Here is a 14,487-nt window from a genome sequence, read left to right as displayed (position 1 = left end):
AGCAAGGACTCACCGTGGCGAAGAACTCCGGCAAGGCAAGCAAGGCGAAAGCCCCAAACGCCACCCGGCGGCTCCGCTGGGGCCTCGGCATCATGCTGTCGCTTCTGTTGGTGGTCGGCGGCAAGCTGTTCATGGTCCAGGGGCTGGATGTCGGGGGCATGGCCGAGGCCGCCCTCAATAACAGGCTCACGCCCATTGTGCTGCCCGCAGAGCGCGGCAGCATCCTCGATTCCTCGGGCACGGTCCTGGCCAGCAGCGTCATCCGTTACAACATCGTGGTGGACCAGACCGTCAACACCAAGACCGACTCCTTCCGCCGGCTCGAAACGGTCAACGGCAAGGATGAACTGGTCACGGTCACCAGAGACCAGGGCATCTCCGAACTGGCCGCCGTGCTCGGCATGGACCGGAACGCGCTGCGCCAGGCCCTGACCGGAACTCTGCGCTATTACATCGTGGCCAAGGACTTGAAGCCGGACATCGAGGACCAGGTGTCCAAGCTCCAGATCCCGGGCATTGTCACCGAAGGCACCAGCAAACGGGTCTATCCCAACGGTTCCGTGGCCGGCGGGATTGTCGGGTTCCTCAAGGACGGCACCACCGGCCAGGCGGGGCTGGAGCAGACCCAGGACGAGATCCTCAAAGGCACCCCGGGCAAACGGGTTTTCGAGATCGGCGCGGACGGCCTTCGCATCCCGGTGGGTGTGGACCAGTTGACCCCGGCGGTCAACGGCAAGGACATCAAGCTCACGCTGAACTCTGACCTGCAGTACTTTTCCCAGCAAGCGATCCAAAGCCAGAAGGATAAACTCGGCGCCGAATGGGGCGTGATTGTGGTCTCGGACGTCAAGACCGGCAACATCATCGCCATGGCGGACACCGACGCCCCCGATCCCAACGACCCCGGCAAGGTTGCCGCCCAGGACCGCGGCGTCCGGGCCGTCACCGCCTCCTACGAGCCGGGGTCGGTGGAGAAGATGATCACCGCCGCCGCCGTGATCCAAGAGGGTAAGGCCAAGCCGCTGGATGCCTTCACGATTCCGCCCACCTACACCGTGGACGGCCAGACCTTCAGCGACGCGTTCGAACACGGCACGGAGCAACGGACACTCGCCGGCATCGTCGGCTTCTCCATGAACACCGGAACGGTGATGGTCGGCCAGCGGCTGAGCAAGGACCAGCGCTACGGCTGGCTGCGGAAGTTCGGCATCGGCGACGCCCCGGACATCGGCCTCCCGGCGGAATCCAAGGGCATCCTGACTCCGGCCGACCAATGGGACGGGCGCCAGCAGTACACCGTGCTATTCGGGCAGGGCGTTGCCCAGTCCACCCTCCAAACCGTCCGTGCCTACCAGAGCATCGCCAACGGCGGCGTAATGCTCCAGCCGCGGCTGATCGACAGCTACATCAATCCGGACGGTACCGAGGAGAAGGTCCCCGTCAAGGACCCGCAGCAGGTGGTCTCCAAGGAGACCGCCAAGCAGGTGCGCGACATCCTGGAGAGCGCCGTGACCGAGGGAGAGATCAAGGAAGCCGCCATTGACGGCTACCGGGTCGGTGCCAAGACGGGCACGTCCGAATCCCCGTGCGACGACGGCAAATCCGGCTTCTGCGGGTACACCGCCTCGATCATCGGAATGGCGCCCATGGACGATCCGCGGTTTATTGTGGAGGTGGTCCTGCAACGGCCCAAGGGAAGCATCTACGGAATCACCAACGGACCGGTGTTCCGTTCGGTGATGAGCCAGACGCTGCGCACGTACAACGTCGAGCCCTCCACCGGCAAACCCGTCCGGCTGCCGCAGTACGCCAAGTAGCCCTGTCCCACCCGGCACCCGGAAGTTACGAACCGGCGCCGCACCACAGCGCCTGCGGGCCGGAGCATGTCTCCGTGCGCAGTGCCTGATCCACAAAGTGCCCGATCTACTAGCACCGCAACGGAGATCCATTTGTCAGAGCTCACCGCCCCCGACGCTTCCGCGCCGTCCGGCCGCGACTCCACCCCCGGCTTCCGGCCCACGGCGGTTGTCGCAGTGCCGCTGGCAGCCATCGGTGAGTCGATCGGCGTCGTCGTTCCCGGGGCATCCGGTTCCGTCCCGGTCACCGGGATCTCCCTGAACTCCCGGACGGTCCACCCGGGGGACCTGTACGTGGCCCTGCCGGGCGCCGCGAGGCACGGGGCGGACTTCGTCTCACAGGCCGTCGACGCCGGCGCTGTGGCGGTCCTGACCGATGACGCCGGAGCGCGCCTGCTGGCACTCTCCAACGACATCCCGGTCCCCGTGCTGCTCGCCCCGGAGCCCCGCAGCGTGGTCGGGCGGTTGTCGGCGCTGATCTACCAGAGCCGGCCCGAGGGGGCCCTGGCTCCGGCCCTGTTCGGGGTGACGGGCACCAACGGCAAGACCACCACCACCTACTTCATCAATTCCCTGTTGCGGGCGCTGGGCAAACGGACCGGGCTGATCGGCACCATTGAGATTCTTGCCGGCGGCGAGCCGATCCCCAGCCTGCTGACCACCCCCGAATCCACGGACGTGCACGCCCTGCTGGCCCTGATGCGTGAACGCGGGCTTGATGCGGCGTCCATGGAGGTTTCCTCGCACGCAGTGTCCTTCCACCGCGTGGACGCAGTGGTGTTCGACGTCGCCGGGTTCACCAACCTCACCCAGGACCACCTGGACCTGCACGGGACCATGGAGGAGTACTTCCAGACCAAGGCCCGGCTGTTCACCCCCGAACGCGCCCGGGCCGCGGTGGTCACCGTGGACGACGCCTGGGGCCGGAAGCTCGCCGCCTCCGCCGGCATCCCCGTCACGACCCTCGCCACGAGCACCGGACACGACACCAGCACCGGACACGACGAGCCTGACAGGAGTGCTGCCCGGACCGCTGAGGCGACCGCCGACTGGACGGTGGTCCAGACAACCCCGCGGGGACTCGGCACCGACTTCGTGCTCCGGCACCGCGACGGCGCCGAGCTACGGGTCCACAGCGGGCTGCCGGGAAGCTTCAACGTAGCCAACGCCGCACTGGCGACCATCATGGTGCTGGCCGGCGGCTACGCCCCGTCCGCCGTGCAGGCCGCCCTCGACGCCGCCGACCCCTTCACCGTTGCCGTGCCCGGCCGGATGCAGCTCGTGTCCACGGCCCCGGCGGCCGTGGTGGACTTCGCCCACAACCCGGACGCCCTGGAACGTGCCCTGGAAGCCGTCCGGCCCCCGGACGCCGGGTCCAAGGTGATTATCGTCTTCGGCGCGACCGGGCAGCGCGACCAGGGCAAGCGCCCCGCCATGGGCGCCATCGCGGCGCGGCTGGCCGACGTCGTCATTGTCAGCGACGACGACCCCCATGACGAGGACGCGGCGGCCATCCGTTCCGACGTCCTTTCCGGCGCCCAGGCGGCAAAGGACGGCGAAGGCCTCAACTGCACCGTCCTGGAGGTCTTCCCGCGCGACGCCGCCATCCTCAAGGCCGTGGAGCTCGCAGCACCGGAGGACGTCATCCTTGTAGCCGGCCGGGGCCACGAGGTGTGGCAGGAGGTCAAGGGAGTCAACCTGGCCCTGGATGACCGGGTAGAGCTCCGGAACGCCTTGACAGCACGGGGATTCACCGTTCTTGAAGACCACCGGATAGAGTCCTAAACCGAGATGATTGCATTTACAGCGGCGGAAATCGCCGACATAACCAACGGCCGGCTGGCCGCGGAACCGGGCATTAGCCCCGCATCCGTGGTCACCGACTCCCGCGAGGCCACGGCGGGTTCCCTCTATGTGGCCAAGCCGGGGGAGAACGCCGACGGGCACGATTTCGTGGCCGCGGCCTTTGACCGGGGCGCCGTCCTGGCGCTCGTGGAGCGCGAGGTCACCGACGCGGCCGGGACAACCTTCCCCGCCGTCGTGGTCGAGGACGCCGTCCTGGCCATGGGCGCGCTGGCCGCCGAATCGGTCCGCCGGATCCGCGCCCGCCGCGCAGCCGCCGGCGCCGCGTTCACGGTGATCGGTATCACCGGATCCGCAGGAAAGACCACCACCAAGGACCTGCTGGCAGGCATCTTCGCCGCTGCCGGCGCCGGGGGAGCCACCGTGGCCCCGCAGGGGTCCTACAACGGCGAGGTCGGCGTCCCGCTCACCGTCTTCAAGGCCGATTACGACACCCGCTACCTCGTCATCGAGATGGGGGCCACGGGCATCGGCCACATCCGGTACCTCGCGGACATGGTCCGCCCGGAGATCGGCGTCGTCCTCGGCGTCGGCTCCGCCCATGCCGGCGAATTCGGCGGCATCGACAACATCGCCGTCGCCAAGGGCGAACTTGTCGAGGCGCTGCCGGCCGGGGGCACCGCCGTACTGAACCTGGACGACGCCCGCGTCGCCGCAATGGCAGCCCGCACCCGGGCCCGCGTACTCGGGTACACCGCCGGCCCGGCCGGCACCGGCCGGGACAACAGCGGCCAAACCGATGTAGCCCAACCCGATGTGGTCAGGGCCGAAGGCGTGGAACTGAACGCCGCGGGCCACCCCGAGTTCGAGCTCAGCCTGCCCGGCGACCCCATCCAGCAGGGAACACAACAGCATGGAACGGCTCAGTACCATGTCGCCGCCAAGCTGATCGGGGCCCACCACATCGGGAACCTCCTTGCGGCTGCGGCCGCCGCGCACGCCGCCGGGATCCCCGGGGCGCAGATCGCGGCCTCCCTTAGCGCCCAGGCCCCGGCCAGCCGCTGGCGGATGGAACGCACGGAACGTCCCGACGGCGTGACCGTCATCAACGACGCCTACAACGCCAATCCGGAATCCATGCGGGCGGCGCTGCGGACGCTGGCCGAGCTGGGCCAGGGCCGCCGCACCTGGGCGGTCCTGGGCGCCATGCTCGAGCTTGGCCCGGATTCCATCCGGGAGCACATGGCCGTCGGCACGCAGGTGGTGCGCCTGAACATCTCCCGCCTTGTCGTGGTGGGCCGGGAGGCCCGCTCGCTGTATGTCTCGGCCGTGAACGAGGGCTCGTGGGGCGATGAATGCGTGTTCGCCGAGACCGCGGAGGACGCCTACGAACTGCTCCAGGCCGAGCTCCTCCCCGGCGACCTTGTCCTGTTTAAGTCATCGAACGGCATCGGGCTGCGCCATCTGGGGGATCGGATAGCATTACCCCCACAGGCCCCCAAGAACTCTCCCGAGCGACCTGCTGTGGGACCCGCCGCAACCGCCACCGAAGGGAGTGCACAGCTGTGATTGCACTGCTGATGGGCGCCGGATTGGCCCTGCTCCTCGCGTTTGTGGGCACCCCGCTATTTATCCGGTTCCTGGTCCGCAAGGGCTACGGACAATTCATCCGCGACGACGGACCCACCTCCCACCACACCAAGCGCGGCACGCCGACGATGGGCGGCGCCGTGGTGGTGCTGGCGGTCCTCGTCAGCTACGGACTCACCCACCTGTTCATGTGGATGATGAACCCGCACTCCCCGGGACCGAGCGCCTCCGGGCTGCTCCTGCTGTTCCTCATGGTGGGCATGGGGCTGGTGGGCTTCCTGGACGACTTCATCAAGATCTCCAAACAGCGCAGCCTGGGACTGAACGCCAAGGCCAAGCTGATCCTCCAGGCCGCCGTGGGCATCATCTTTGCCGTGCTGGCGCTGCAGTTCCCGAACGCCGCAGGCCTGACCCCGGCCTCCACGCAGATCTCGCTGGTGCGCGACATTCCCTGGCTCAACCTGGCTTTTGCCGGCACCGTGATCGGCGCGATCCTCTTTGTCCTGTGGTCCAACCTGATCGTCACCGCTGCGACCAACGGCGTGAACCTCACGGACGGGCTCGACGGCCTGGCCGCCGGTGCTTCGGTCATGGTGTTCGGGGCGTACACGCTCATGGGCATCTGGCAAAGCAACCAGGCGTGCGGGTCTCCGCGGCAGGCCGGCGCCGGCTGCTACTCGGTCCGCGACCCGCTGGACCTCGCCTTGCTGGCCGCCATCCTCAGCGCCGCGATGGTCGGATTCCTCTGGTGGAACACCTCGCCCGCCAAGATCTTCATGGGCGACACCGGCTCCCTGGCGATCGGCGGCGCGGTTGCGGCCTTCGCCATCCTCTCCCGCACCGAACTGCTCCTGGCCTTCATTGGCGGGCTCTTCGTCCTCATCACCCTCTCGGTCATCATCCAGGTGGGCTACTTCAAACTCACCAAGGGCAAACGCTTCTTCAAGATGGCACCGCTGCAGCACCACTTCGAACTCAAAGGCTGGGCCGAAGTGACCGTGGTGGTCCGGTTCTGGATCCTGTGCGGGCTGTTCGTCGCCGCGGGCCTGGGCATCTTCTACGCCGAATGGGTGGTACTCCTGTGACCGGACCTATCCCCGCACCCCTCACCACCTCGCCGCGGCTCCAGGGGCTCACGAGCTGGGACTCCGACTGGTCCGGCCTGCGCGTTGTGGTCACCGGCATCGGCGTCTCCGGCTTCGCCGCCGCCGATACTCTGATCGAACTCGGCGCCCGGGTGGTGGTGGTTGACGCCGCCACCAGTGCCAGGGCGCTGGCCCAGGCCGACACCCTCAAGATCGTCGGCGCGGCCGACGTCCTGCTGGGCGAAGAGGCCGTGGAATCCGTTCCAAAGATCGACGGCCAGAAGCCGGACCTCGTGGTGACGTCGCCGGGCTGGCGCCCGGACCAGGCCCTGCTCGCCGCCGCCGCGCGGGCGCACATCCCGGTCTGGGGCGACGTCGAGCTCGCCTGGCGGCTCCGCGAACGGCGGGGCCGCAAGACCGCCGACTGGCTGACCATCACCGGCACCAACGGCAAGACCACCACGGTGGGCCTGACCGAGTCCATGCTCCAGGCCGCCGGACTCAAGGCCATCGCCGTGGGCAACGTCGGGACCCCCATCCTGGACGCCCTGCGCGACCCGGTGGACTATGACGTCTTCGCCGTCGAACTCTCCAGCTTCCAGCTGCACTGGAGCCACTCGGTGTCACCGGTGGCCAGCGTGTGCCTAAATGTCGCCGAAGACCACGTGGACTGGCACGGCTCCTACGCCTCCTACCTGGCCGACAAGGCCAAGGTCTACGCGAACACCCAAAAGGCATGCATCTACAACGCCGAGCAAATCGAGACCGAGCGCATGGTCGAGGACGCGGATGTTGTGGAGGGCTGCCGGGCCGTGGGATTCACCACGCTCACACCCGCCGTCAGCATGCTCGGCGTCGTGGAAGGGCTGTTAGTGGACCGCGCGTTCATCGCCGAGCGCAAAGACAGCGCGGCCGAACTCGCCTCCAGCGCTGACCTGGGCTCGGCCGCTCCCCGCCACATGGTGGCCAATGCGCTGGCCGCGGCCGCCCTGGTCCGGGCCTACGGGGTGGAACCGTCCGCAGTCCGCACCGGGCTGCTGAACTATCTCCCCGGCGACCACCGGATCCAGCCGGTGGCCCGGCACGAGGGGGTGCTCTGGGTCAACGATTCCAAGGCCACCAACCCGCACGCCGCGTCCGCCGCACTGTCGGCATTCCAGAATGTGGTGTGGATCGCCGGAGGCCTGTCCAAGGGCGTGAACTACGACTCCCTCATCCAAGAACATGCCCACCGGCTCAAGGCCGTCGTACTGATCGGCGCGGACTCCAGCGAACTGCAGGCCGCGCTGCAGCGACACGCGCCGGATGTCCCCGTGATCGGGCAGGGGAAGGGCGAGACTGAAGAGGTGCAGACTGCCGGACCGGTCAAAGCCGACGCAGGCCCATCGCCGATCTTCAGCGAGACTGTGATGGCCCAGGCTGTTGCCTCGGCGGCGCAGCTGGCCGCCTCCGGGGACACTGTGCTGCTGGCGCCGGCGGCTGCTTCCATGGATCAGTTCTCTTCCTACGCTCACCGTGGCGATGCCTTCATCGAAGCTGTCCGCGAGCTCGTGGAAGGGCAGGCTCAGACCAGCGAGGAGTAACAATGGTCAGCACGCCCACACGTACGACGGCGGCTCGAACCGCCGGCGGCAAGGCCGCCGGCATCAGGCCCTCCGGGGGCAAGACCGCCGGGGAAGTGATGCGGCCGGATACCGCTTCGGCGCCCCGCAAGCCGTCCGTCACTCCCGCGGCGAGGGTGCGGTCCTGGGGCCGCGGATTCTGGTCCGCCCTCGAAGGCACCGGCAAATCGCGCAACGGTTCCACCTATTACCTGATCCTCGGGTCCACCCTGGCCCTGACGGCGATCGGGATCATGATGGTCCTCTCCGCCTCCAGCGTCGAAGCCATCGCGGCGGGGGAGTCACCCTACTCCGCAGCCCTCAAGCAAGGCGGGTTCGCCGCGATCGGCGTCTTCGCGATGTTTGTCCTCTCCCGCGTGAACGTCGTGTGGCTCAGACGCTTTGCCTGGCCGGCCATGTTCCTGGCCATCGCGCTTCTGGGCCTGGTCCTAGTGGTGGGGCGCAGCACACTGGGCAACCAGAACTGGATCGACGTCGGACCCTTCACCTTCCAGCCCTCCGAAGCGGCCAAGCTCGCCCTCGCGCTCTGGATGGCCACAGTGCTTAACCGCAAGGCAAAGCTCCTGCACGAGTGGCGCCATGCGCTCATTCCCGTCGTGCTACCGGGCGCCGCCGCCGTGCTCGGACTCATCCTCGCCGGCAACGACCTCGGCACGGCGATGATCGTGATGGTCATCGTCGCCGCCGCACTGTTTTTCGCCGGCGTCCGGCTCTATTTCTTCGGAATTGCCGGGGCGGTCCTGGCCCTGGGCACCACCATCCTCGCCGTCACCAGCCCGAACCGGATGTGCCGCATCCTGTCCTGGACCGGCCAGACCTGCGCCGATGGCTCAGACCTGAACTACCAGTCCACCAACGGACTGTACGGGCTCGCCTCCGGGGGGTGGTTCGGCGTCGGACTGGGCCAGAGCCGGCAGAAGTACAGCTGGATCCCGGAAGCGCACAACGACTTCATCTTCGCCATCATCGGCGAGGAACTCGGACTGGTGGGGACCCTCGTCGTCCTGGTCCTGTTCGCCATCCTCGGTGCCGCCATCTACCGCGTCGTCGTCGCCCAGCACGATGTCTTCCACCGCGTCCTGGCCGGCGCCATCATGGTGTGGCTGCTCGGCCAGGCCAGCGTCAACATGGCGGTGGTCACCGGGCTGGCGCCGGTGGTCGGGGTGCCGCTGCCCTTCATCTCCTATGGCGGATCGGCCCTGCTGATGTCACTATGTGCGGTGGGCGTCGTCCTGTCACTGGCCCGGGCCCAGATGGACCCCGGAATGCAGCCGAAGAAGATGCTCAGGTTCGGCCCGGCTGCCTTCGCCAATTCAGTGCGGCGGGCCCGGGCGGCCCGGAATGCAAGCAAACCGGCCGGCCGCCCCGCCGCGAACCCGGCACGAAACCCTGCACGGAAACCGGCGGGCAGTGCAGGCCAAAAGCCCACGAGCACAAACTCCGCATCCAAGAACCGCACGAAAGCGTAAACATCCCTTTATGAACACCGAGTCGCCTTTGTCCGTGGTCCTTGCCGGCGGCGGAACCGCCGGACACATCAGTCCCCTCCTGGCCATCGCCGGCGCCCTGCGCCAGTCGCGGCCCGGGGTGCACCTCCTGGCCGTCGGCAGCCCCGGCGGGATGGAAGCCCGGCTGGTTCCGGCTGCCGGGCTGGAGCTGGCCACCATCAGCCGGGTCCCGCTCCCGCGCAGGCCCTCCGTGGACCTTCTCCGGCTTCCCGGCCGGATGGCCGGCGCGGTCAAGCAGGCGGGCTCCATCCTCGATGAAGCCGGGGCCGACGTCCTGGTGGGAGTCGGCGGCTATGTGTGCACCCCGATGTACCTTGCCGCCCGGCGCCGGAAGATCCCGATCGTGGTCCACGAGGCCAACACCCGCCCGGGTCTGGCAAACCGGGTCGGCGCCCGCCTCGGCGGTCACGTGGCCGTCGCCTTCGCCGCGACCAAACTCCGCGGCGCCCGGCATGTGGGCATGCCCATGCGCCCGGAAATCTCCGGGCTGGACCGCGCTGCCGCCCGGGCCGGCGCACGGCAAGCGCTCGGCCTGGACCCGGCGAAACCGACCCTGATCGTCACGGGCGGCTCCTCGGGGGCACAGAGCATCAACAGGTCCCTCGCCGCGGCGGTAGGCGCCCTCGCCGACGCCGGGGTGCAGACCCTGCACATCACCGGCCGTGGCAAGTCCGTCCACGACGCCGACGGCAAGCCGCTCGCCGCGCCGGGTTACCGCCAGGTGGAGTACGTGGACGGCATGGAAACCGTTTACGCCGCGGCGGACCTGCTGCTGGCCCGGGCCGGAGCGGCCACCGTCTGCGAGGTCGCCGCGGTGGGTGTGCCCGCCGTCTTCGTCCCGCTGCCCATTGGCAACGGCGAACAGGCCCTGAACGCCGCGGGCCTTGTCGCCGCCGGCGGGGCGCTGATCGTCGACGACGAGGCCTTCTCCGTTGACTGGATCCGCGACAACATCATTCCCCTGCTGCTGGACAAGGACAGGCTGGCCCGGATGGCCGCCAGCACCGAACAGCTCGGGATCCGGGATGCGGACCGGCGCATGGCCGACCTCATCCTCGAGGTCGCGTCCTCTGACCAGCACAGCAGGAACCAGCTCAGCCGGAACCAGCAGGGCCCGACACAGCAGCGTCCCACACAGCACGGCAGGAAGCAGTAGAGCCATGACCCAGCCACATCACCCCACCCCTTCCCTGGCTTCCCTGGGCCGCGTGCACTTCATTGGCATCGGCGGCGTCGGCATGTCCGCCGTCGCCCGCATCATGGTGGCGCGCGGCATCCCGGTGAGCGGCTCCGACGCCAAGGCGCTGCCCGTCATGACGGACCTCGCGGCCGCCGGCGCACGGATTGCGGTCGGTTATGCTGCCGGGAACCTCGGCGACGCCCAGACCGTGGTCGCCGGCTCGGCGATCCGGCCGGACAACCCCGAACTCGCGGCGGCCCGCGCGGCCGGGCTCCCGGTACTGCACCGCTCCGAGGCCCTGGCCGCCACCATGGCCGATGACACCGTGGTGGCCGTCGCCGGAACGCACGGCAAGTCCACCACGACGTCGATGATCACGGTCCTTCTGCAAGGAGCCGGCCTGCACCCGTCCTTCGCCATCGGAGCCAACGTTCCGGCGCTCGGAGTCAACGCGGCCCACGGCTCCTCGGGGATCTTCGTCGCCGAGGCCGACGAATCGGACGGCTCTTTCCTGAATTACCGCCCCACGATCGCCGTGGTCACAAACGTCGAGCCGGACCACCTGGACTTCTACGGCACCGCCGAGGCCGTGTATGCCTCCTTCGACAGCTTCACGGCGCTGCTCCCGGCAGAGGGCGTCCTGGTGGCCTGCGCGGACGACCCCGGGGCCAAGGCCCTCGCGGAGCGCACACTGGCCCGCGGCAACACCCGCGTGGTCCTCTACGGCACGGCGGCCGACGCCGCCATCCGGCTGCACGAAGACAGCGGCCGGATGGGCATCTCGTCGGCGGCCGGAACCTTCGGCCTTGACCTCCAGGTTCCGGGACGGCACAACGCGCTCAACGCGGCCGCCGCGTTCGCCGTCGCGCTCGAACTCGGCGTCGCGCCGGAGACGGCGGCCGCGGCGCTGGCGGATTTCTCCGGAGCCTCGCGCCGTTTCGAATTCAAGGGCGAAGGACGCGGTATCCGGGTCTACGACGACTATGCCCACCACCCGACGGAAGTCCGCGCCGCGCTGTCCGCCGCGCGGGCCGTCGCCGGGCAGCACAAGGTGCACGTGCTCTTCCAGCCCCACCTGTTTTCGCGGACCCGCGAATTCGCCCGCGAGTTCGCCGAGGCTCTCAACAGCGCGGACACGGCCCTGGTCCTGGACATCTATCCGGCCCGCGAAGACCCCATTCCCGGTGTCACCAGCGGGCTGATCGCCGAGCACCTCGGAGCCGGCGGCAGCCTTGTCGGCCCCGGCGGGGAAGCGGTGCAGGCCGTTGTGGCCGCAGCCGCGCCCGGGGACATCGTGCTGACCGCAGGCGCGGGCGACGTCACGGCCTACGGCCCGCAAATCGTCGAGGCATTGAGGATCGAGGCCGCCGGTGGCTAGCACCAGGCGCCCCCAGTACCGCGGCGGCACCAATGGCACCGGGTCCGGCACCGGTTCCGGATCCGGCGCCGGGCCAGCGTCCGGCGGAACCGGCACGGATGTCATTTCGGCATCCAAGAACTCCTCCGACACGGGGAACGGCCACGCCCGGAACAGCCCGGGCGCGGCGGCCGCACCGGCCGACAACGTGCTGTCCTTCCCCGAGCCGAAAGGCAAACGCCGCAAACGCATCCTGCTCAGCACCATCGGCATTGTTGCCGTGCTGATCGCGGGGATCGTCGCGGCCGCCGTCTACTCGCCGGTGCTCGCCTTGCGGACGGTCTCCGTGCAGGGCACCAAGATCGTGAGCCCTGAAAAGGTCCAGACCGCCCTGGCGCCGCTCATGGGCAAACCGCTGCCGCAGATCAGCGAGCAGGAGGTCCGGGCGCTCCTGAAGCCCCTGGTTCAGGTCAAGGACGTCACCGCGAAGGCGTTGCCGCCATCCACACTGCAGGTGCGTATCACCGAACGCATCCCCGTGGCCCTTGTCAAACAAGGCAACATCTTCCAGCTCGTTGACGTCGACGGTGTTCAGCTGAGCACCACCAAGGACGCCAGCTCGGTCCCGCTCCCGGTGATCGACGGCGGCAGCGGGACGCTGCCGAAGGACCTGTTCCAGGCCATCACCGCGGTGCTCGGGGCGCTGCCGGCGGACGTGCTCTCACAACTTTCCAACGCCTCGGCCGCCTCCGCGGACGCCGTCCAGCTCAAGCTCGTCGACGGGCAGTCCATCGTATGGGGCAACGCGGGGGAGAAGGAGCTCAAGGCCCGGGTTCTCGCGGCCCTCCTGAAGGTTCCGGCCGACCCGAAAAATCCGGTACAGGTTTACGATGTCAGCGTGCCACGGCACCCCGTTACCCGGTAGCGGGCGGCCGGTTCCGGGGCGGCCCCGACGGGCGGCCGGCGCGGCGCTGATGAAGCGGCCTCCCCGCGGGCACCGCCCGGGCGGCCCCCTGAGGGACATCCGGGCCTTGCAGGACCAGATACGGGGCTATTTGACCGGTATTCCCGCGACACGCGGCGCCGGTTATTGAATGTCCCCGGCATAGGAAATACCGTCACAGACATGAGTTACTTGACATAACTATAACCTTCAAGTCGAAGGTTAAGGTTCAAAGCTTCAAGGACGACTCGATAAGTTTTCGCATTAGTACACGAACAAGGGACACGTAACGTGGCAGCTCCGCAGAATTACTTGGCCGTCATCAAGGTCGTCGGCATCGGCGGCGGTGGCGTGAACGCAGTCAACCGCATGATCGAGGTCGGTCTTCGCGGCGTCGAATTCATCGCAATCAACACCGATGCCCAGGCATTGCTGATGAGCGATGCCGACGTCAAGCTCGACGTCGGGCGTGAGCTGACCCGTGGACTCGGTGCTGGCGCGAACCCCGAGGTCGGCCGTCAGGCCGCCGAGGACCACGCCGATGAAATCGAAGAGGTCATCCGCGGCGCGGACATGGTCTTCGTCACCGCCGGCGAAGGCGGCGGCACCGGCACCGGCGGCGCGCCCGTCGTGGCCCGCATCGCCCGTTCCCTTGGCGCCCTGACGATCGGCGTCGTGACGCGCCCCTTCACCTTCGAGGGCCGCCGCCGCGCCGGGTCCGCCGAGGCCGGCATCGACGCCCTGCGCGATGAAGTCGACACCCTGATCGTGATCCCGAACGACCGCCTCCTCTCCATCAGCGACCGCAACGTCTCGGTCCTGGACGCGTTCCGTTCCGCCGACCAGGTCCTGCTCTCGGGTGTCCAGGGCATCACCGACCTCATCACCACGCCGGGCCTGATCAACCTCGACTTCGCCGATGTGAAGTCCGTCATGCAGGGCGCCGGCTCGGCGCTCATGGGCATCGGTTCGGCCCGCGGCGAGGACCGTGCCGTCAAGGCCGCCGAGCTCGCCATCGCCTCCCCGCTGCTGGAAGCATCGATCGACGGCGCCCACGGCGTCCTGCTGTCCATCCAGGGCGGCTCGGACCTGGGCCTGTTCGAAATCAACGAGGCGGCACGACTGGTGCAGGAAGTGGCCCACCCCGAGGCCAACATCATCTTCGGCGCCGTGATTGACGACGCCCTGGGCGACGAGGCACGCGTCACCGTGATTGCCGCGGGCTTCGACGACGTCAAGGCTACCTCGCCGTCCATGGACCAGTCCCTGCCGGCCGCGCCGCAGCGCCCGGCGTCCGCAGCCCCGGCCCCGGCGCAGGCACCCGCCTCCGCACAGGTCCAGCCGCTGCACGCCGCCGTCGGCGCCTCCGGCTACGGCGGCTGGGGCCAGCAGCGTCCCTCCGCTGTCCCGGCCGACTCTGGCTTCGACGTCGACCTTCCGGCCGTCGTGGAGCCGGACCTGTCCGGCCGCCACTCCGATGACCTGGACGTCCCCGACTTCCTGAAGTAATTCGTGAAGTAGACCACCCGCTTTCAGCATGGCA

At 68.6% G+C, this 14,487-nt stretch carries 10 protein-coding genes; all 10 read left to right on the top strand.

What is annotated here, in order from left to right:
- The first annotated feature begins 14 nt into the window (after positions 1-14).
- The 10 genes from C8D78_RS16070 to ftsZ all read left to right on the top strand — a co-directional run bounded on the left by C8D78_RS16070 (position 15) and on the right by ftsZ (position 14,453).
- Positions 15-1,817 carry a peptidoglycan D,D-transpeptidase FtsI family protein gene (locus C8D78_RS16070; RefSeq protein WP_120954871.1) on the top strand — a complete coding sequence of 601 codons (1,803 nt, stop codon included), beginning with the start codon at positions 15-17 and terminating at the stop codon, positions 1,815-1,817.
- A 132-nt stretch (positions 1,818-1,949) separates the two neighbouring features.
- A complete protein-coding gene (locus C8D78_RS16065; protein ID WP_244208439.1) occupies positions 1,950-3,641 on the top strand; it encodes a UDP-N-acetylmuramoyl-L-alanyl-D-glutamate--2,6-diaminopimelate ligase in 1,692 nt (563 codons plus the stop codon).
- 6 nt (positions 3,642-3,647) lie between these two features.
- A complete protein-coding gene (locus C8D78_RS16060; protein ID WP_120954869.1) occupies positions 3,648-5,228 on the top strand; it encodes a UDP-N-acetylmuramoyl-tripeptide--D-alanyl-D-alanine ligase in 1,581 nt (526 codons plus the stop codon).
- Positions 5,225-6,334, top strand: coding sequence for a phospho-N-acetylmuramoyl-pentapeptide-transferase (gene mraY / locus C8D78_RS16055; RefSeq protein ID WP_120954868.1), 1,110 nt, complete (start codon positions 5,225-5,227; stop codon positions 6,332-6,334). The genes C8D78_RS16060 and mraY overlap by 4 nt, the downstream gene beginning before the upstream one ends.
- Complete coding sequence (murD, locus tag C8D78_RS16050) at positions 6,316-7,917, top strand: UDP-N-acetylmuramoyl-L-alanine--D-glutamate ligase (RefSeq protein WP_120954867.1); 1,602 nt, start codon at positions 6,316-6,318, stop codon at positions 7,915-7,917. Before mraY ends, murD begins: the two co-directional genes overlap by 19 nt.
- 2 nt (positions 7,918-7,919) lie before the next feature.
- Entirely contained in the window at positions 7,920-9,425 is a 1,506-nt protein-coding gene (gene ftsW / locus C8D78_RS16045; protein ID WP_120954866.1) for a putative lipid II flippase FtsW, read from the top strand.
- Positions 9,426-9,435: 10 nt separating this feature from the next.
- Positions 9,436-10,620: an undecaprenyldiphospho-muramoylpentapeptide beta-N-acetylglucosaminyltransferase gene (murG, locus tag C8D78_RS16040; protein WP_167467932.1), complete on the top strand. Its 1,185-nt coding sequence runs from the start codon at positions 9,436-9,438 to the stop codon at positions 10,618-10,620.
- Between the two features lie 4 nt (positions 10,621-10,624).
- Entirely contained in the window at positions 10,625-12,022 is a 1,398-nt protein-coding gene (gene murC / locus C8D78_RS16035; protein WP_120954865.1) for a UDP-N-acetylmuramate--L-alanine ligase, read from the top strand.
- A complete protein-coding gene (locus C8D78_RS16030; protein WP_120954864.1) occupies positions 12,015-12,926 on the top strand; it encodes a cell division protein FtsQ/DivIB in 912 nt (303 codons plus the stop codon). Before murC ends, C8D78_RS16030 begins: the two co-directional genes overlap by 8 nt.
- Positions 12,927-13,235: 309 nt before the next feature.
- A complete protein-coding gene (gene ftsZ / locus C8D78_RS16025) occupies positions 13,236-14,453 on the top strand; it encodes a cell division protein FtsZ (RefSeq protein WP_120954863.1) in 1,218 nt (405 codons plus the stop codon).
- Positions 14,454-14,487 lie beyond the last annotated feature (34 nt).

The organism is Arthrobacter oryzae (assembly GCF_003634095.1).
Classification (GTDB): Bacteria; Actinomycetota; Actinomycetes; order Actinomycetales; family Micrococcaceae; genus Arthrobacter; species Arthrobacter oryzae.
The sequence above is the reverse complement of the archived record's forward strand: the minus strand, read 5'-3'. Positions and strand labels throughout refer to the sequence as shown.